This window comes from Neisseria animaloris (assembly GCF_900637855.1).
In the GTDB taxonomy this organism is placed as follows: domain Bacteria; phylum Pseudomonadota; class Gammaproteobacteria; order Burkholderiales; family Neisseriaceae; genus Neisseria; species Neisseria animaloris.
Genome location: NZ_LR134440.1, coordinates 1,824,894 through 1,845,473, shown reverse-complemented (window position 1 = coordinate 1,845,473; position 20,580 = coordinate 1,824,894). Strand labels below are relative to the sequence as shown.

Here is a 20,580-nt window from a genome sequence, read left to right as displayed (position 1 = left end):
CAAACGGCTATAAACGTTGCCTCAATTTGGAATACCCCAGCGCACATAAAAACAATATGGCCTGCAACAGAATAATCACCGGCCCGGTGGCAGCATCCAAATGGTAGCTCAATATCGTGCCGGCCAAACCGGTAATCACAGAGCACACTACCACGATAATCATCATGCGGTCAAAACGATGGGTCAGCAGCGAAGCGGTGATGCCGGGAGAAATCAGCATGGCTATCACCAGCACCACGCCCGCAACCTGTATCGCGCTAATGATGGTTAATGCCAGCAGAATCAGCAGCCCGTAGTGGAGAACGCGGGGCGGCAAGCCGACGATGCGTGCTTGTACGGGGTCGAAGCAATAGAGCATCAAATCCCTTTTCTTCAGCATCACCACCGCAAAAACAAGGGTGCAGATAATCAGCGTGCGGATCAGCTCTTCATAACTCACGCCGAGAATGTTGCCGAACAAAATATGCGTGAGGTGTTGGTCGGTTTCCACTTTGGTAAACAACACCAAGCCGAAAGCAAACATGCCCGAAAACACGATGCCCATCACCGTATCTTCTTTCAGACGACTGTTGTTTTTCAGATAGCCCACACCCACGGCGCAGGCCAGCCCGGAAACGAATGCGCCCACCACCAAAGGGATGCCGGTTACAAAGGCGACGATGATGCCGGGCAATACGGCATGGGAAATGGCATCACCCATCAGTGACCAACCTTTCAGCACCAGATAGCAGGATAAGATGCCGCACACCACCGACACCATCAGCGCGGTCAGCAGCGCGTATTGCATGAACGGAAAACTCAGCGGTTCGACAAACCAGTTGATGATGTCAGCCATGGCCGGTTTCTCCTTGCAACGCTGCAGTCTGTTTCTGTTTCAACAAGCCGTATTTGGGCGCAAAGATAAAGGCCAGCAGAAACAACGCCGTTTGCAGACAAACGATAATGCCGCCGGTGGCTCCGTCGAGAAAATAGCTGGCATACGCGCCGATGCCGCCGGTAAAAAAGCCCAACGCCACGGCAATGCCCACCAGCTTGCTGAATTTGTCGGTAAGCAGATAGGCAGTGGCACCCGGCGTAATCACCATGGCGATCACCAATACCGCCCCCACGGTTTGCAGGGCGGCCACCACGCAGGCACTGAGCAGGGTGAAAAAGAGGATTTTATAACGCAGCGGCGACAAACCCACGGCAACCGCCTGAGTTTCGTCGAAAAATACCAGCAGCAGGTTTTTCCAAAACAGCAATAAAAAAGCCAGGCACACCGCCATAATGATGCCTACTTGAAAAACGTCTTCGTCGGCAATACCCAAAATATTGCCCAATACGATTTCCTGTACATTCACGGCGGTGGGGTTGATGGAAACGATAAACAGGCCGAGTGCGAAAAAGGTGGTGAAAATAAAGCCGATGATGGCATCTTCTTTCAATTTGCTCACCGCTTTAATCCACAAAATCGCCAATGCCGCCAAGATGCCTGAAATAAAAGCACCCACCGAATAGGGCAGCGAGAGCGAATAAGTAATGGCTACGCCCGGCACCACCGAGTGCGACAAGGCATCGCCGATTAACGACCAGCCTTTGAGCATCAGATAGGCTGATAAAAACGCACATATCCCGCCCACGGCGGCACTGATGACAACGGCTTTAACCATATATTCGTAAGCGAGCGGCTCCAGCAACACATCCAGCATAATCAACGCTCTCCGCCGTTTTCCGTTTGCTCCTGCACGGCTTCTTCCTCACCGTTGCAGCCGCATTTTGCGGTTGATGCGGGCGGGTCGATTTTGGTTTCGCCGTAAAACACCGCAGGCCGTTCGTCGTCGGTCAGCACCGTAACGACACGTTTGTCTTCGTCGTCGTGTAAATCGCTGCCGGCCAGTTTGAAGTGACGCAGCACGCCGCCGAATGCAGCTTCGAGGTTGTGTTGGTTGAAAGTGGATTCGGTAGAACCCACCGCCAATACGGTGCGGTTGATCATCACCACGCGGTCGCAAAAGTCGGGTACAACCCCCAGATTGTGTGTCGACACCAAAATCAGACGGCCTTCGGCGCGCAACTGTCCCAGAAGATCCATAATCATGTTTTCGGTTTTCACATCCACGCCCGTAAACGGTTCGTCGAGCAGAATCACTCTGCTTTCCTGAGCCAATGCGCGGGCGAGAAACACGCGCTTTTTCTGGCCGCCGGAAAGCTCGCCGATTTGCCGTTCGGCAAGATGGGCGATATCAACGCGTTCCATAGCCGTCTGAACTTTCTGTTTGTCGGTTTTACTCGGAATGCGCAGCATATTCATGTAGCCGTAACGCCCCTGCATCACCACATCGTAAACCGAAACGGGAAACTGCCAATCCACTTCTTCGCTTTGCGGCACATAAGAAACCAGATTGCTTTTCAGTGCCTGCACGATGGGCAACCCGCACAGGCGGATATCGCCTTTGCGCGGCTTGAGCAAACCCATCAGGCTTTTAAACAATGTGGACTTGCCGCTGCCGTTCACACCGACCAACGCACAGGTCATGCCGCCTTCCAAATCCAGCGAAAAATCATAAATGGCCGTGTGGCCGTTGTTGTAGCGCACGGTAACATCTTCGACACGAATCGAAGCAGCAGCGGGGGACATCATTATTTTCCAAATCCTTTTACAATCGTCGATACCGTTGTATTAAGCAGGTCGGCATAAGTCGGCACGGGGCCGTTTTTGGCGGAAAGCGAATCCACATACAGCACGCCGCCGTATTTGGCACCGGTTTCTTTCGCCACCTGCTTCATCGGCTTGGGCGAAATGGTGCTTTCGCTGAACACTACCGGAATTTTGTTTTTACGCACTACCTCAATCACCTTGCGTACCTGTTGCGGCGAGCCTTGCTGTTCGGCATTAATCGGCCACAGATAAACTTCTTTAAAACCGTAATCTTTCGCCAGATAGCTGAACGCGCCTTCGCTGCTTACCAAGAAACGCTGGTTTTGCGGCACCTGCATCAGCTTGGTGCGCAAGGGCTTGTCGAGCTGCTTGATTTTGTTGCTGTATGCCGCCGCATTTTTGGTATAAACCGCCGCGTTTTTCGGGTCGTATTTCACCAGCGCATTTTTAATGTTTTCGATATACACCAAAGCATTGCTGGTCGACATCCACGCATGGGGGTTGGGCGTGTCTTTGTAAGGCCCTTCGTGAATCGACATCGGCGTGATGCCTTCGGTAACCACCACTGCCGGCTTGTTTTTCACATTTTGGAAGAAGCGTTCAAACCAGCGTTCCAGATTCAAGCCGTTCCACAGCACCAAATCGGCCGACTGCGCTTTGGCGATATCCTGCGGTGTGGGTTGGTAATCGTGAATTTCCGCTCCCGGCTTGGTAATCGACTCCACCGTTGCCGCATCGCCGGCCACGTTTTGAGCAATGTCCTGAATCACGGTAAAAGTGGTTACCACTTTAAATTTTGCATAAGCAGGCGATGCCGACAAAGCGGCCAAAACCAAACATGCGGTGGTTAAAAAACGGCGCATGATACATTCTCCTGATATAGATATGACATAAATAAGAATAAGGTTAAACGGCAGCCGTATCAAAGCCTTGTCTGCTGACCATCTACATCCATCATATCAATAATGAGAACTATTTTCAATAATAATATAAGATATACGGTTAAACGATTGAGAAAGGCTATTGTAAGACCAACGGAGAACGCACAGAACAATAAGTGCTTAAGCCGTTATTCCCCATACTGAAAAAAGCGCGCAGGGTTATAATCCTTTTATTTAAATATACAAAGGAACCCGCCATGCAATTCTCAGCCTTCGGCCAACAATTCACCCGCAACAGCGGCATTTTGCAATTAATGGACGACTTGGGCAAAGCTCTCAACAGCGACCGCCCCGTGAATATGCTTGGCGGCGGCAATCCCGCGCGTATCGAAGCCGTTAACCAAACCTATCGGGAAATACTGCAAACGCTGGTTGATAACGACGCTGCCGTAGAAAGCGCGGGCAATTATTCCACACCGCAAGGCGACGCCAAATTTATTGATGCGTTGGTCGGATTTTTCAACCGCGAATACGGCTGGGGCATCAGCGCAGACAATATCGTGCTGACCAACGGTTCCCAAAACGCCTTTTTCTATTTGTTTAACCTGTTCGGCGGCCGTTTTAACGACAACGGCGGCGAAACCGACAAAACCATCCTGCTGCCGCTCGCCCCCGAATACATCGGTTATGCCGACGCACATGTCGACGGCAAACATTTCACTGCCGTACCGCCGCGCATCGAAGCAGTCGAACACGAAGGCGAAAGCGGATTTTTCAAATACCGCGTCGATTTCGACGCGCTGGAAAACCTGCCCGAACTGAAAGCAGGCAAAATCGGTGCCATCTGCTGCTCGCGCCCCACCAACCCCACCGGCAACGTGTTAACCGACAACGAAATGGCCCGTTTGGACGCACTAGCCCAAGCACACGGCATTCCCTTGATTATCGACAACGCCTACGGCATGCCTTTTCCCAACATTATTTACAGCAAAGCCACGCTGACTTGGCACGACAACATTATTCTCTGTTTCAGCTTATCCAAAATCGGCCTGCCCGGTGTGCGCACCGGCATCATCATTGCCCACCCCGAAGTGGTGAAAGCCGTGAGCGCGTTGAATGCGGTTGTGAACCTTGCCCCTACGCGCTTCGGTGCCGCCATCGCCACACCGCTGATTCAAGACGGCCGTCTGAAAACCCTCTCCGATACCGTGGTGCAACCGTTTTACCGCAAGCAGGCCGCTCTTGCCGTGTCGCTGCTGAAAAAAGAATTAGGCGGCTATCCGATGAAAATCCACAAACCCGAAGGCGCGATTTTCTTATGGATTTGGTTTGAAGGTCTGCCTGTTTCTTCGCATGAACTCTACGAACGCCTGAAAGCCGCCGGCACGCTGATTATTCCGAGCGAACTGTTTTTCGTGGGCATGGACACTGAAAACTACCACCACGCACACGAATGCATCCGCATGAGCATCGCGCAAGACGAAGAAACCCTACGCAAAGGCATCGCCGCCATCGGCACGGCCGTACGTAACCTTTACGATTCGACAGAAAGCAGCCCAAACGCTTTGTAACCGGATAACAGATGAGGCCGTCTGAAAATATTTTTCAGACGGCCTTTTTTCATTCCCTAATTTTCTACTAACTCTTTACTTTTAATATACATACATTCTAAGTAAAACCTTACCGAGGAGTATCTCATGTTCACTGCACGCAAAATTCTCAACGGAGTGGCTTTTCTGACCGCACTGTCAATTGTAGCCTCAGCATTTATTACCGCATTCTCTTTCGGCCTGTTCGCACCGGTTTCAGGCAAACAGGCGGCGGCCAGTGCAGTTGCCCAAACCGGCGGTTACGCCAAAGAAGTGGAGTTTGAATACGACTACCACACCGGCGGCCATTACGAAGTGGAAGTGCTGGCCAACGGTATGAAACACGATGTGATTGTCGACGCGGATAACGGCCAAGTATTGGGTATTCACACCAAAGGCCACAAAAAACACTACCGACACGGCGGCGAAATACCCTTGCAAATGTAAGCCCGTATGTAAACCCGCATAAGCGGCACCACACCTTAGAGGCCGTCTGAAAAACCGTTTGCCGTTTTTCAGACGGCCTAATTCTTGCCCCAAACCCTGCTACAATACGCCTTTATTTCCGCCGCACATTTTCCCGCCATGACAAGCCCTATCTACATCCCCCTGCGCCTGCACACCGAATTTTCGATTACCGACGGCACGGTACGCATCAAAGATGCCGTGAAAAAAGCCGTTTCAGACGGCCTGCCCGCGCTGGGCGTGAGCGACCTGATGAACACCTTCGGCTTGGTAAAATTCTACAAAGCCTGCCGCGGCGCAGGCATTAAGCCGGTGGCGGCTGCGGACGTGTGGATCGAAAACCCCGCCGCGCCCGACAAACCTTTCCGCGCCATGCTGATCGTGAAAAACGACAGCGGCTACCTGCGCCTGAGCGAGCTGCTCACCGCCGCCTATGTGGGCAAAGACCGCAACGTCGATCATGCCGAGCTGCGTCAGGCATGGTTGGCAGAAGGCGACAACAGCGGCCTTATCTGCTTATCGGGCGCACACTACGGCGAAGTGGGCGCAAACCTGATGAACGGCCATGCCGATGCGGCCAAAGCGGCGGCGCAAAAATACGCGGCGTGGTTTCCCAATGCGTTTTATCTCGAACTGCAACGCCTGCCCGAACGCCCGCAATGGGAGGCTTCCGTATCCGGCAGCGTCGAAATCGCGGCGGAATTGGATTTGCCGGTAGTCGCCACCCATCCGACCCAGTTTCTCAACCGTGAAGATTTCCAAGCCCACGAAGCTCGGGTGTGCATTGCCGGCGGCTGGGTGCTGGCAGATAAAAAACGCCCGCAAGAATTTACGCCGAGCCAGTTTTTCGTATCGCCCGACGTGATGGCCGAGCGTTTCGCCGACCTACCCGAAGCCCTGCAAAACACGGTGGAAATCGCCAAACGCTGCAATCTCACGCTCACGCTGGGCAAAAACTTTTTGCCGCTGTTCCCCACACCCGACGGTATGTCGCTCGACGATTATCTGACCCAACTTTCCAACGAAGGTTTGCAAGAGCGTATGGTGCAGCTTTACCCCGACGAAGCGGAACGCGCCGAAAAAATGCCCGAATATCAGGCACGCTTGGATTTTGAATTGGGCATCATCATCCAAATGGGCTTTCCGGGCTACTTCCTTATCGTACAAGACTTCATCAACTGGGCGAAAAACAACGGCTGCCCGGTGGGGCCGGGGCGCGGTTCGGGCGCAGGCTCGCTGGTGGCCTACGCGCTGAAAATCACCGACCTCGACCCGTTGAAATACGCGCTGCTGTTCGAGCGGTTCTTAAACCCCGAGCGCGTTTCCATGCCCGACTTCGATATCGACTTCTGCCAAAGCAACCGCGGCCGCGTGATTGAATATGTGCGCGAAAAATACGGTGCCGATGCCGTGAGCCAAATCGTTACCTTCGGCACCATGTCGTCCAAAGCCGTTATCCGCGACGTGGGCCGTGTGTTGGAATTGCCGTTCGGCCTGTGCGACCGCTTGTCGAAACTGATTCCGCTCGAAGCCAACCGCCCCGTGAGCCTTGAAAAAGCGATGGAAATGGAGCCGGAAATCCGCCAGCTGATCGAAGAAGAAGGCGCGGAAGAGTTGATGACGCTGGCGCAAAAGCTGGAAGACCTCACGCGCGGCTTGGGCATGCACGCAGGCGGCGTGTTGATTGCGCCGGGCAAAATTTCCGACTTCAGCCCCGTGTATCAGGCCGACGAATCGGCCTCGCCCGTGTCGATGTACGATAAAGGCGACGTGGAAGACGTGGGCTTGGTGAAGTTCGACTTCTTGGGCCTACGCAACCTCACCATTATCGAAATGGCGCAGGAAAACATTAAAAACACCGTCGGCGAAGAAATCGACGTGAACACCATTCCGCTCGACGACCAAGCCGCCTACAAAATTTTCCGCGATGCCAACACCACCGCCGTCTTCCAGTTTGAATCGACCGGCATGAAAAAAATGCTGAAAACGGCGCACACCACCAAATTTGAAGAGTTGATTGCCTTCGTATCGCTCTACCGCCCCGGCCCGATGGACAACATTCCCGATTTCGTCGCCCGCATGAAAGGGCAGGCGTTTGAATACATCCACCCGCTGCTGGAGCCGGTGTTGGAGCCGACTTACGGCATCATGGTTTACCAAGAGCAGGTGATGCAGGCCGCACAGGTAATCGGCGGCTACTCGCTCGGCGGTGCGGACTTACTGCGCCGCGCCATGGGTAAGAAAAAGCCCGAAGAAATGGTGAAACACCGCGAAATCTTCGCCAAAGGTGCGGAAGAAAAAGCCATTTCCCGCAAAAAAGCCGACGAAATTTTCGACTACATGGAAAAATTCGCCGGCTACGGCTTCAACAAATCGCACGCCGCCGCCTACGCGCTGATTTCCTACCAAACCGCCTGGCTGAAAGCGCATTATCCCGCCGAATTCATGGCCGCCACCATGTCGAGCGAGTTGGACAACACCGACCAGCTCAAACATTTCTATGACGACGCGCGCGCCAACGGCATCGAATTTCTGCCGCCCGACATCAACGAATCGGATTACCTGTTTACCCCCAACAACCGCAAACAAATCCGCTATGCCCTCGGCGCCATCAAAGGCACCGGCGAAGGCGCGGTAGCCTCCATCATGGAAGCACGCAAACAGGGCGGCAAATTCACCGGGCTGCTCGACTTCTGCGAACGCGTCGGCAAGGAACACATGAACCGCCGCACCCTCGAAGCCCTGATACGCGGCGGCGCGTTCGACAGCATCGAGCCCAACCGCGCCATGCTGCTCGCCAACATCGACCTGGCCATGAACAACGCCGACCAAAAAGCCGCCAACGCCAATCAGGGCGGGCTGTTCGACATGATGGAAGATGCCATCGCCGCCATCGAACTGCAAGCCGCACCCGCATGGAGCGAATCGGAAAAGCTCGCCGAAGAAAAAACCGTTATCGGCTTCTACCTATCCGGCCACCCCTTCGGCCCCTACGCCCAAGAAGTGCGCCAAATCGCCCCCACCCGCCTGAGCCGTCTGAAACCGCAAGACAACGTGCGCGTAGCCGGCTTCACCACCGCCGTGCGCACCATGATGGGCAAGCGCGGCAAAATCGCCTTCGCCACCCTCGAAGACCAAAGCGGTCAGGTGGAAGTGATGATTACCGGCAACGTGCTCGAAGAAAGCGCAGGCCGTCTGAAAGCCGACCAAGTGCTGATTATGGAATGCAAAGTCAGCCGCGACGACTACACCGGCGGCGACACCCTGCGCATCGTCGCCAACCAAGTGATGACGCTGCAAACCGCCCGCGAACGCTACGCCCGCAGCCTGAGCCTGAGCCTGAAACCCGAACACGACATCCCCGCTTTGGTACAGCTGCTGAACACCCACCGCCGCCCCGATACCGGCCATATTCCGATCAGCCTTTCCTACGCCAACGCCGCTGCCTGCGGCGATTTGAAGATTCCGCCCAAATGGACGGTAACGCCGAGCGCGGAACTCTTCGACAAGCTGGAAACCTTGTTGGGGGGACGCTCCGTGCGGGTGAATTGGTAAGGTTTGCGGAAACATGGGAAAGGCCGTCTGAAAAAACTGTTTGTGGTTGTAAAACGGTTTTCAGACGGCCTCTGCTTTTTTATACACGAACATTTGGATTCCATGTAGATTCATGAAAGCAAATGATTTTTCACTCCGCTCCAAACTGTTTCACCTCAATCCAATCAAACACCCAACCGTAGGGCGGGCATCCTTGCCCGCCTTTCCTTTAAACAATGCCCAACGGCGGGCAGGGATGCCCGCCCTACCCGTGAAGAGGCCGTCTGAAAATCTACTAACGTGCTTTTCAGATGGCCTCTTTACATATCCGCCATGTCTACTCGGTATCCAAGTGCTGCAACAAAGGCCGCAGCAAGTCTTCAATCAGATTCAAAAACAGCGGCGTTTCTATGGGGTCGGTGCCGCCGAACACCAGCGCCACTTCGGTATAGCTTTTCTGGCCGGTGTTTTCTTTATTGCCGAGATATTCTTTATAGGCTCCGGAAAGGGCTTTTCCACCCTCTCCGGTTTTCTGCCATTCTTCGGCGGCGGCAAGGCTGGTTTTGGCGAAAAAGGGCAGCGGGCGGGATTGGCCGAGCCGGTAGTATTCGAGCCACTTTTCCAAGAGTTCGCAAGCGGTCTGCCGGGGGATTTCGGGTAAGGTTTGGGGGTTGCCGGGCAGAAGCAGATGGGTGGCGCGGCAGTCGGTTTCAGACGGCCTTACGGCGCAGAAAATGAGGTGCTCGAGCATGCGGGCGATGCGGTCGGGGGCGGAGGGTGTTTTGTTTAAAAAATAAATCTGCCCGTGCCGGTAGAGATGATTGAGGCTGCCTTCGAGCGTGCCGTTTTCCAAAACGAGGGTGTAGGCGCGGGCAGGCAGTTTGGGGCTGCATACAAGTTCACCGTCGAGCGATTTGGCATTGATTTGATATTGGTTTTGCCACAATGTGCCAAGTTCGCCCGCAGGGAAAAGGCTGGCAGCTTGCAGGCGGCGTTCGGTTTGCCTGAAATCTTCGCGGTTGCGGCGGGCGGCGGTGTAGGCAGCAACGATGGATTCCGGCTGCTGCGGCTCGAAAGGTTCGGCGGATTTCCATGCGCCGTCGCGGTAGGGTTCGCGCCAGCCGAGGGTGTGTTGCAGCCACGCACGTACGGGGTTGCGCCAAAAAGCGATGAATTCGTGGTGGCCGATCATTTGCGGCGCGGCGGGGTCGGGAGCGTTGCCGAGCGGTTCGCTGAAAAACGGCCCGACTTCGGCAGCGGGGGCATTGAGGGCGGCGGCATAGTCTTTGCGGGAACTGACGAGGCCGTCTGAAAAAGCCTGCGGGGAAAAATAACGGTGTGAGAAGGCTTGCAAGGGCTGCTGCCTGACCCATTGTTCGTGCAAGTCTTTACTGCGCGTGCCGGTCATGGCGGCAACGGTATCAATGAGTTCGTTGAGCAGGGCGGAGGGGGCAAGCGGTTCGTCGCTGTGGATGCTGCGCCCTACATAAGACAGATAGAGGATTTCGCGCGCGCTGATGATGGCTTCGAGGAAAAGATAACGGTCGTCGTCGCGGCGGGCGCGGTCGCCTTTTTGCGGGTACTTGGCAATCAGGTCGAAGGCGGCGGCTTTGGTGTTGCGCGGGAAATTGCCGTCATTCAGCCCGAGCAGGCAGATCACTTTGAACGGCAGGCTGCGCATGGGCACCATGCTGCAAAAGGTGATGCCGCCGCGCAAAAATCCGGCTTGGCTTTCGCTGTCGAGAAAGCGGCTAAGATGGCGGATGACGGTGTGTCGGGGCAGTTTGCTGCCGAAACGGGCGAGTGCGGCTTCTTCCTGCCAGCGGGCAAGTGCCTGTTCGAGCTGTTGCAGAGCGTGTTGGTCGTCGCTGCCCGGGGCGAAAAGATCGGCGAGCAGCCGGCGCACGCGTTCCGTCCATTCTTCTATGCCTGCGGGCTGCTGCCAGCGGCGGGCGGTGTCGGCCAGCGTGCGCACGAAAGCGGTGAAGCGGCTGAACACGGCGGTTTGGTTGGGGTCGCCGTGCCATGCGCTGATGTCGAGCCACAAGGGATTGCCGCTTTCGGGCAGCAGCCAACCGAGCACAAGCCGTTCCAAACCTTGCTGCCAAGTAAAGAGGTTGTCGTTGCGGCCGCGCATGGTGCCGTCCAAGCCCCAATGGATGTTGAGTTTGGCGATGGTATCGTGCAGCAGCGGCAAATCTTCGCGGCCGAGGCCGAAGCGGTCGAGCACGAGGTTGTTGTCTAACAGCGGCAGCAGGCGATTTACTTCAAAACGGCTTTCGAGCAGCGCGAGGGTTTGTTCGAGCGCATAGAGTAAGGGCTGGCGGCGGCTGAGTTTCACGTCGGAGACGGAATACGGCAATGCCTGTGCGCCGTCCTGCGCCTGCCCGAACACGGCTTCGATAAAGGGACTGTAAGGTTCGATGTTCGGAGTAAGCACGGCGATGTCGTGCAGCTGCCAATCAGGGTGTTCGGCAAGAATCTTCAGCAGTTGGTCTTTCAACACCTGCAATTCGCGCAGGGGGCTGTGGGCGGAAACCACGCGGACGGAGTCGTCGTCCAACGTAGCTCTGTTTGTTTTTTCAGACGGCAGGGTCAGGGTTTGGATGTCATGCTGCAAACGGTGCAGCAAAGTAGGTTCGGAGGCCGTCTGAACGCTTTCCATGTCGGTGAAATAGTTGCGCTCTTCGGTAATCTGCGCTTCGGCAAGCGCATCGAAAAAATCGCGCCCTTGTTTGCCCAGCGAGGCTAGCAGCGGATGGCCACTTTGCGAAAGGTCGATGTCGTCTTCGCTTTGCAGAATCTGCGCGGCTTCGATAACGTTACCCCAGTATTCGCTGCTGGGGTTGAGCGCGAAAATGTGTACGTCGCAATGCTCGGCCAGCGCCTGCAACAGTTGCAGATACATCGGTGCCATGGTTGCGATGCCGAACACGAAAAAGCGTTCGGGCAGTTTGTCGGCGCTCAATGCGTCGAGTAGTCGCCGCCACAAGGCCACGCGGTGGGGAGCGGTTTGGCGGCCGTCGTCGAGATAACGCCACAACTGCGCCTGCCAGATTTCGTCGCCGCCCAATCCTACCAGCCCGCCGGCTTGCCAAGTGTTGATCCATTGCGGGCGGTAAACCAGATATTGGTCGAAAATATCGGCAAGCTGCCCCGCCAACTGATAGGCCGCCGATTCGCCGCTGCCGAGATAGCCGTGCAGTGCCGAGCGTGCCGCTTCGTATTCGGAGGCCGTCTGAAAAACGGGGCTTTGAAACAAATCGAGCAGCCGCCAGCACATCACTTCGGGCGCAAACGGGCTGAGGGCGGGAATATCGGGAATCAGACCGCACATCAGCCGCCAAGTCAAACCGGCGGGCAGACTGAAATGCAAGTTGGCCGCCACGCCTAATTCGCGCGCGAGATACGTGTTCAGATAACGGCGCATGCCTTGGCTTTGCACCACAATCTGCTCCGCCGCCAGCGGGTTTTGCAGCGGGGCGAGCTGTTGCAGCCGGGTGAAAACGGCGGCAAGGTTTTCAAGGCGGTTGGATTGGTAAAGATAAAGCATGGCGGCTTTGGCAGTGTGGACGGATAGCGGGATTATGAATGAAGAGAGGCCGTCTGAAAACCGCAACGGCAGTTTGTACAACCGGTTTTTCAGACGGCCTGCCAACCATGCCGAAGGCCGTCTGAAAGGTGGAAAGATATGGCAAATAGACTTAACTTGCCACGGCGTTGCCGCGCTTCAGCCCGAAGAGAATCATTTTGCAGGCTGCCACGGCGGTAACAGAATCGGCTACGTGCTGCCCGTACCGCCTACGGTTTGCCGCCTTGTATCGGAAATAAGTCATTGCCCATATGACGAGGCCAAGCTGCCGGAAGCACTTGCGGGCTTGAGAGCAATTGAAACAGGCCGTCTGAAAATAAGTTTTCAGACGGCCTGTTTATTAAACGATACGGTAATGCAACATACGGCCCATATTCCGCAACGGGGCAAACCGTTTCAGCAGACACCCGCGCCAACCTACGCGTTTCCAAGCGTCGAAATCACAGTAACAGCGGCTGTCGATCAAACGCAGGTTTTCCGCCCAATTCTCCATTTCGCGGTCGTTATCGCAGCTGTAATCGAAGCGTGCACCGTTTTTTCTTTGCGCCGGATGGAGGTAGGCATGCCGGCAACCCCATGTACTGAGCACGTTAAACAATATTTCGCTGCTGCAACGTTTGAAATGGGCGGCAATGTTTTGAAAAAGTTTTTCAACCTGTTCGCGGGAAAAATACATCAACAGCCCTTCGGCGATAATCAGAAATTGCGACTCGGGATGCAGGCGGCGCAGCATGTCCATCCAATGCGTGTCCAATATCGAACCGCCGAGCAGGTATTCGTTGCTCAATGCCGGCAGCAAGGCAGCTCTGAATTTGATTACCCCAGGCAAATCGAGCTGGTAGAAAAAGGCTTTTCCGGCAACCCTGCCGATGCGACCCGTGCGGTCGTCCAAACCGCACCCCAATTCGATAATCACCGGCCGTCGGTGGGTTCGGATGAAATCGGCAGTCACACGGTCGAAATAAGCAGCACATATAGCCACACCCAATGCGCCTTTCTTGTCATTGCGGAAGGCGTCAAAGTCGAAATCTATTTGTTTCACCAGGCTACAGGCAGTGGAATCGCAAATAACGGGGTTGGCTTTTTGCGATTCGAGAGACTTCATATACAGGGAAATCAGCGAAGTATCGGAAACGGCATCTTGAAAATCGGGTTGCAACATAACGTTTCTTTCAAAAAATGGCATTTGACTATATATTCTAATAATTTCTAATCACTTGTCAAAAAAATGTCATTTTATTTGGCTGAGATTTGATTATATGCAATAAAATGCTTTGAAAACTTTAAAAAAACCAATAACTTCGGCGGACTACCGCATCCTTCCCGCACGTTTGTGCATCAATATAAAACCGCAGGCCGTCTGAAAACTTTTCAGACGGCCTGCGGTTTTCATTTTTTTCAACCGAAGAAGCCCATTTTCACTTCAATCAGTTTTTCCAGCTCCCGCAGCACACGGCGGCGGGATACGAAGAAGATGATATGGTCGCCGTCTTCCATAACGGCATCTTCTTTATGCCCCATCACCACTTCATTATCGCGCACGAGGGCGGCAAAATGGCAGCCCGACGGCCATTTGATTTCGGACACACGGCGGCCGACCAGCGAAGAAGTATGTTTGTCGCCGTGTACCACCACTTCGATGGCTTCCGCCGTGCCGCGCCGCAAAGGGTGGACGGCTACCACGTCGCCGCGGCGGATGTGGGCAAGTATCGAGCCGATGGTGATCAAATGCGGCGAAACCACGATGTCGATTTTGTTGCCCTCAAGCAAATCAACATAGCTGGAACGGTTCACAATGGTAATCACCCGTTTGGCACCGCGGTTTTTGGCCAGCAGGCTCGACATGATGTTGCTTTCGTCGTCGTTGGTGAGGGCGCAGAACACGTCGATTTCGTCGATATATTCTTCATCCAACAGCGTTTCGTCGGTAGCCGTGCCTTGCAGCACCAGCGTATTGTCGAGATGCTCGGCCAGCCATTCGGCACGGTTGCGGTTGTATTCGATGATTTTGATGTCGTATTGGTTTTCAAGCTGTTTCGCCAGCCGGTAACCAATATTGCCGCCGCCGGCAATCATGATGCGGCGGTTACTTTGCTCGCGCGGACGCAGCTCGCGCATGATGGCAGCCACATTTTCCGTGCCCGCCACGAAAAATACTTCGTCGCCTTCGATAATCACGGTTTGCGCGGAAGGCACAATCAGGTGGTTGTTGCGGTAAATGGCGCAGATTTGGCAATCGACCCCTTCCGGAAGATGTCGGTTGATTTGGGAAATTTCCCTATTTACCAACAAACCGCCTTTCCGCGCCTGCACGATGACCATACGTGCTTTATCATCGGCAAAACGCAACACTTGCAGGGCGCTGGTATAACTAAGCAGGCCGACCAGGCGTTCGGTAACCAGCTGTTCGGGGCTAATCGATTCGGTAATGTCAAATAAATCCAAGCTGTTGCCGTTGTCTTCGCCTTCGGTGCGGTAATCAAGGTAATCGGTGGAACGGACGCGGGCGATGCGGCTGGGAATATTGAACAAATCCGCCGCCATTTTGCAGGCGACGATATTGGTTTCGTCGCTGCGGGTAAGCGCCAGCAGCAAATCGGCATCGGCCGCACCTGCGCGTCTGAGCACAAACGGCGACGCGCCGTTGCCGAGCATGGTCTGCACATCGAGTCTGCTGCTCAAATTCTGCAAGGCTTTTTCGTTGATGTCGACGATGGTTACATCGTTTCCGGGCAAAGAAGCAAGGTTTTGGGCGACGGTCGAACCGACTTGGCCGCTGCCGAGTATCAGTATTTTCACGTTGGTTGCCGTATCAAAGCGGTAAAAGAAAAGTATTTTAAACCAAAAGACACGGAAAAGGCCGTCTGAAAAAGTATTTTAAGCAGACCGATTAAACGGTATTATGCAAAACATGCCGTCGCCATAAAACTTAACGGCGACCGCCGCATACGGAAACAGCTTCTCTATAAAAAGGCACGACAACGCGGCGGCTGCCGTTTGCAAAGCGATACCAATTGACTTGCGTCATATCTGCCGAACGGTAAAAACGGTAGCGTGATGGGATATAATTCTAAAATACCTATTGATTCAGAGGACGCAAACAATGGAAAATTGGACCCAAACTTTAGGCACGGGCGAATTGCTCGGCATTGCGGCTGGGGCGATTCTGCTTATTTTGGTACTAATCATCAAATTCCGCATACATGCCCTGCTGACTTTGATGATCGTCAGCCTACTTACTGCAATTGCCACCGGTCTGCCGATGGGCAGTATCGTAGGCGACGTATTGGTGAAAAGTTTCGGCGGCACACTCGGAAATGTGGCCTTGCTGGTGGGTTTGGGTGCCATGCTCGGCCGCTTGGTAGAAACATCGGGCGGGGCGCAATCGCTGGCCGATGCGTTGGTACGGGCATTCGGCGAAAAACACGCACCTTTTGCATTGGGTGTGGCTTCGTTGATTTTCGGTTTTCCGATTTTCTTTGATGCCGGTTTGGTGGTGATGCTGCCGATTGTGTTTGCCACCGCCCGCCGCATGAACGCACCGGTTCTACCCTACGGCTTGGCTTCCATCGGCGCATTTTCGGTAATGCACGTGTTTCTGCCACCGCATCCGGGGCCGATTGCCGCGTCCGAATTTTACGGTGCCAGCATCGGCCACGTGCTGCTGCTCGGTTTGCCGCTGGCATTTATCACCTGGTATTTCAGCGGTTATTTGTTGGGTCAGTTTCTCGGCCGCCGCATTCATGTGCCGGTGCCGGACTTGCTCAGTGGCGGCAAACAGGATGACGACGAACCTAAAACACCAGCCAAAGCCGGCACGGTTATCGGGATTATGCTGATTCCTATGCTGTTGATTTTCCTTAACACCGGTTTGGCCACACTGACTGCGGAGAAGGTGGTGGACGGCAGCGCAGAATGGGTGAAAACCTTGCGTATGATCGGTTCGACACCGGTTGCACTGCTGATCTCGGTATTGGTAGCCATGTTTGTGCTGGGGCGTAAACGCGGCGAAAAAGCGACGGCTCTCGAAAAAACCATCGACGGCGCACTCGGCCCCGTTTGCTCGGTGATTCTGATTACCGGTGCGGGCGGCATGTTCGGCGGCGTGCTGCGTGCTTCCGGCATCGGCCAGGCTTTGGCCGACAGCATGGGGCAATTGGGTATTCCCGTATTGCTGGGCTGCTTCTTGGTGGCATTGGCTCTGCGTATCGCTCAGGGTTCGGCAACCGTGGCGTTAACCACTGCCGCCGCATTGATGGCACCGGCGGTTGCCGCAGCCGGATTCAGCGATTGGCAGCTTGCCGCGATCGTATTGGCTACTGCCGCCGGTTCGGTGGGCGTGAGCCATTTCAATGATTCCGGCTTCTGGCTGGTGGGCCGCCTGCTGGATATGGATGTACCTACTACGCTGAAAACGTGGACGGTCAACCAAACCCTGATTGCCATTATCGGCTTTGCTTTGTCAGCTTTGGCATTCAGCGTGTTGTAACGATAAGGAGCGTCGAAATGAGTAAACCGACCGTGCATTTTGTGGTAATGGGCGTAAGCGGCTGCGGCAAAACCACCGCTGCGGTTGCCCTGCAACAACATTACCGATGCCCTTATGCCGAAGGCGACGATTTTCATTCGCAAGCCAACCGCGACAAAATGGGTTCGGGCATTCCGCTTACCGATGAAGACCGCTACCCGTGGCTGCGTAATCTGCGCGATTGGATGAGTAGGCAGGCGCACAACGGTGAAGCCGTCAGCGTGGTAACGTGTTCGGCTTTGAAACGCCAATACCGCGATATTCTGCGCGAAGCCGAAGGCAAAGTGGTGTTCATCCACCTCGCCCCGCCGCACGATGTAAACTTGGAACGCATGATGGCGCGTAAAGGCCACTATATGAAAGCGGATATGCTGGCTTCGCAACTCGAAATTTTGGAAGATCTGCAAGCCGATGAAAACGGCGTGCGTATCTGCAATGCCGGCAACGCGGAAGATGTTCAGGCAGAAATCATGGCTTGGATTGAAGCGCAAAAGCTGGTTTGATAACCGGGGAAGAATGCCGTCGACGATACGGCATCGGAAAGGCCGTCTGAAACTTTTCAGACGGCCTTTTTTTCACATTCATATCGGGGAGGAAACGCTGCAAAGCACGGGCTGTTGCTGTTTTATTCCGCCGTTACCGAATAAACCCGACCGATACTGCTTTCATCGCCCAGCACTTCGCACACGGCGGCGGCCAAACCGTTGCGGTTCATATATTGGCGGGGGATGTCATTAAGGTTTTGGTGCAGCCGGTAAGCGTCGGAATCGCCGCTGCCCAAGCCGCACGGGCGCAGAATTGTCCAGCGCAAACCTGTGCCGCGTAAAACGTTTTCCGCTTCCGTTTTCGCTGTCACAGCCTCGCCCAATGCCTGTTTGAACGGTTCGCTCATCCCTTCCCATTGTTCGCCGCAGCCCATGCTGGTAACGAATACGAAGCGGGCGGTGGGAACGTGGCGGGCGGTGGCTTCGATGATATGGATGTTGCCGGTTGCGTCGCTGCGGATGCCTTGTTCGTTTTTACCGCCGACGAAGCTGACCACCGTATCAGGGCAGTATTGTTTGATAACCGCTTCGCAAGCGCCTGCATCGAGCACATCGGCAGAGGCCGTCTGAAAACCGTGTTGTGCAAAAAAGTCGTCTTCGGCGGGTTTTCTTAAAACGGCAACGGTATCTTTGTTATTCAGGCGTTCCAGCAAGGCACGCCCTGAAGGGCCGTTGGCTCCGAAAATCAGCATCATGGTTTACGCCTCCGCGTTGTCGAAAAAACGGCGCATCGCTTCGATTTGGTTCGCGCGCAATTCGCCGTTTTCATCGCGGCCGACAAAAATTTTAAACATCGCCCCGCCTTTGCGGTTGATAAAGTTGAGCGACACGGTTGATTTGCCCATAAACGGGCGTTCCAGGAGGTAGATGGCAGCGCAGTTTTCATAATAAATATGCCCGTGCACACCGCCCTGCTCGGCATGCTCGAAGTTGTAGAAACCCCTGCCGATTTTGCCGCCCGGCAATTTTCCGGTTACTTCCACAATCGCATCGGGCGTGTGGGCGATAAAAGTAACGGCTTCGTTCCATAAGGCAATGCTCTGCAAAATTTCAACAATACGGCTGCCTTCGGTTTTGCGTACCATGTTTTCGGGCAGGCAGCGGATTACCGATTCGAAACTGCATTGGTGCTGGCCTGCCAGCATTTCGAGAATCTGGCCGGGGTTTTCGGCTAGCGAGTTGCGCAATACGGTTTGTTGTTCGGGGCTGAGTTCTGCGGTCATATTTTCGTCCTTTTCATCAGTTTCCGGAAGGGCAAGCATCAGCTTGCGGATTAGAGTGGGCGACCAATAGCGGCCGCTGGTGTTCAGGCGGGCGATGCCGTCCGAACCGATTCGGAGCAGCGATTGCCGCTGCCATTGCTGCAAAAGTTTTTGGGCTTCGCGGTTGTCGGCAAATAAAGCGGTGTCCAGCGAACCCAGCTCCATACTGTGCTGGATTTGCCCGAGTAAATGTTTGTGCGGACCGTGTTTGCTCATAAACGATAAGTTTTTGATGCCCGACGGCGTGGCGAGATAGCTTTGCAAATCGTTCTGAACCTGATAGCTGTATCCGCCGAAATTACCACCCGCGCACGAACCGAACGGCAGGCAGGGCATATTGGATTTTACCGAGGTATTGTAGCGGTTGCGCTCTCCCCTGCCCGGATAGGCAAAATGGCTGTTACTGACCTGCTGCCAGCCTTTTTCCGAAAGTTTTTCAACCGCATAGGCGTATTGGCAGGCTTGGGTATCAAACCCGGGCGGGGGCGGAAACGCGCCTTTTTCGATCATGCGGTTAATCGGCAGAAAGGGGTAGCAGTTGAAGGCATAGGTATCCAAGCCCGACAAAGGCAGGCTTGAAGCCAATTCGAGGTCGTTTGCCCAGATTTCATCGCTTTGGCCGGGCAAACCGAAAATCAAATCGGCAACGGTAACGACGTTCAGACGGCTTAGCTGTTCCAGATAACGCAAGGCTTCCTCACCGCTGTGTTTGCGCCCCAAACGCCTGCGGATGGCGGAATCGAAAGTTTGGATGCCGATGGAAATACGGTTCACGCCCGCATCGATGCAAGCTTGCGCTTTATCCGGCCCGAAATGGCTCATACGGCCTTCGAGGGTGAATTCGCAGTCATCCGACAGCGGCAGATAGCGGTAGCAGGCTTTAATCAAACGTACCAAATCGGCGGTTGCGAGCGCAGTGGGCGTGCCGCCGCCGAAATACACGGCCTGTATTTTGCCGCCGCCCTGCCGCAGTTCGGCTTCGTAGGCCAGTTCTTCGATAACTTTATCGGTGTAGGGGCGGCTGTGCTCTTCTTTCCACAGATTGCGGTAGAAACCGCAGAAAACACAATGGTTGGCGCAAAACGGAATATGTATGTAAGCCAAACCGTCTTCATCGAGCGAATGTACGACATTTTTGCGCCAAACATTCTGCCACTGCGCGGGCGGCAGCGGCACGCCGCCCCAAATCGGCATCAAAGCCTGTCTTTCGGGGAAAGCATCCGGTACAGCCTGCTCGGGCCGCCATTGAATGGCCTGAATCATGGTCGGCAAACCTTTATGAATAATATTAATGATAATGAATTGCTTTATATATAGTTGAGAAAAACGGTGCGTTGATATAAATCAAAATCAGAATAATAAATGAATCTTTATTATTCGGGATAAAGGAAACAAAATACCGATTGAAACTCAACACATTGTTTATTAGAATATTTTATCCTTCAAAACAACTGCATCGGAAATGCTTTTTGAATAAAGCAAACAGAATAACGAGATAAACAGAGGCCGTCTGAAATCCTTTCAGACGGCCTGTTTTAAATGA

14 protein-coding genes are annotated in these 20,580 nt (G+C 54.3%); 5 read left to right on the top strand and 9 right to left on the bottom strand.

The window, feature by feature from the left end; genetic code table 11:
- Positions 1-7: 7 nt before the first annotated feature.
- From EL216_RS08650 to EL216_RS08635, 4 genes are read right to left on the bottom strand one after another with little or no spacing between them, the layout of a single operon-like run.
- A complete protein-coding gene (locus EL216_RS08650) occupies positions 8-835 on the bottom strand; it encodes a metal ABC transporter permease (RefSeq protein WP_085390964.1) in 828 nt (275 codons plus the stop codon).
- On the bottom strand, positions 828-1,691 hold the full coding sequence (locus EL216_RS08645; protein ID WP_085390963.1) for a metal ABC transporter permease: 864 nt from the start codon (positions 1,689-1,691) through the stop codon (positions 828-830). Before EL216_RS08645 ends, EL216_RS08650 begins: the two co-directional genes overlap by 8 nt.
- 2 nt (positions 1,692-1,693) lie before the next feature.
- Complete coding sequence (locus EL216_RS08640; protein WP_269471213.1) at positions 1,694-2,623, bottom strand: ATP-binding cassette domain-containing protein; 930 nt, start codon at positions 2,621-2,623, stop codon at positions 1,694-1,696.
- Positions 2,623-3,504 (bottom strand): metal ABC transporter substrate-binding protein, encoded by an 882-nt coding sequence (locus EL216_RS08635; RefSeq protein WP_085390962.1) that lies wholly within the window; start codon positions 3,502-3,504, stop codon positions 2,623-2,625. The genes EL216_RS08640 and EL216_RS08635 overlap by 1 nt, the downstream gene beginning before the upstream one ends.
- Before the next feature lie 275 nt (positions 3,505-3,779).
- Here EL216_RS08635 and EL216_RS08630 point away from each other — a divergent pair, with 275 nt between their 5' ends.
- From EL216_RS08630 to dnaE, 3 genes are all read left to right on the top strand, one after another.
- Positions 3,780-5,093, top strand: a complete 1,314-nt coding sequence (locus EL216_RS08630; protein WP_085390961.1) for a valine--pyruvate transaminase — start codon at positions 3,780-3,782, stop codon at positions 5,091-5,093.
- Between the two features lie 126 nt (positions 5,094-5,219).
- The gene (locus EL216_RS08625) at positions 5,220-5,558 is read left to right on the top strand and encodes a PepSY domain-containing protein (protein ID WP_085390960.1); all 339 of its coding nucleotides are present in this window, start codon (positions 5,220-5,222) and stop codon (positions 5,556-5,558) included.
- A 138-nt stretch (positions 5,559-5,696) separates the two neighbouring features.
- Positions 5,697-9,131, top strand: coding sequence for a DNA polymerase III subunit alpha (dnaE, locus tag EL216_RS08620; RefSeq protein ID WP_085390981.1), 3,435 nt, complete (start codon positions 5,697-5,699; stop codon positions 9,129-9,131).
- Between the two features lie 316 nt (positions 9,132-9,447).
- Here dnaE and recC read toward each other — a convergent pair whose 3' ends face one another.
- The 3 genes from recC to trkA form a co-directional block, all read right to left on the bottom strand.
- Positions 9,448-12,663, bottom strand: a complete 3,216-nt coding sequence (gene recC, locus EL216_RS08615; RefSeq protein WP_085390980.1) for an exodeoxyribonuclease V subunit gamma — start codon at positions 12,661-12,663, stop codon at positions 9,448-9,450.
- Between the two features lie 379 nt (positions 12,664-13,042).
- Positions 13,043-13,864: a class I SAM-dependent methyltransferase gene (locus EL216_RS08610; RefSeq protein WP_085390959.1), complete on the bottom strand. Its 822-nt coding sequence runs from the start codon at positions 13,862-13,864 to the stop codon at positions 13,043-13,045.
- 236 nt (positions 13,865-14,100) lie between these two features.
- Positions 14,101-15,501 (bottom strand): Trk system potassium transporter TrkA, encoded by a 1,401-nt coding sequence (trkA, locus tag EL216_RS08605; protein WP_085390958.1) that lies wholly within the window; start codon positions 15,499-15,501, stop codon positions 14,101-14,103.
- A 304-nt stretch (positions 15,502-15,805) separates the two neighbouring features.
- On the opposite strand from trkA, the gene EL216_RS08600 reads away from it, so the two are divergent.
- Both EL216_RS08600 and EL216_RS08595 read left to right on the top strand, forming a co-directional pair.
- Entirely contained in the window at positions 15,806-17,191 is a 1,386-nt protein-coding gene (locus tag EL216_RS08600; protein ID WP_085390957.1) for a GntP family permease, read from the top strand.
- A 17-nt stretch (positions 17,192-17,208) separates the two neighbouring features.
- On the top strand, positions 17,209-17,733 hold the full coding sequence (locus EL216_RS08595) for a gluconokinase (RefSeq protein WP_085390956.1): 525 nt from the start codon (positions 17,209-17,211) through the stop codon (positions 17,731-17,733).
- A 122-nt stretch (positions 17,734-17,855) separates the two neighbouring features.
- On the opposite strand, the gene EL216_RS08590 is transcribed toward EL216_RS08595, so the two are convergent.
- Both EL216_RS08590 and hutW read right to left on the bottom strand, forming a co-directional pair.
- Positions 17,856-18,470 (bottom strand): NAD(P)-dependent oxidoreductase, encoded by a 615-nt coding sequence (locus EL216_RS08590; protein WP_085390955.1) that lies wholly within the window; start codon positions 18,468-18,470, stop codon positions 17,856-17,858.
- Positions 18,471-18,473: 3 nt separating this feature from the next.
- A complete protein-coding gene (hutW, locus tag EL216_RS08585; protein ID WP_085390954.1) occupies positions 18,474-20,300 on the bottom strand; it encodes a heme anaerobic degradation radical SAM methyltransferase ChuW/HutW in 1,827 nt (608 codons plus the stop codon).
- Positions 20,301-20,580 lie beyond the last annotated feature (280 nt).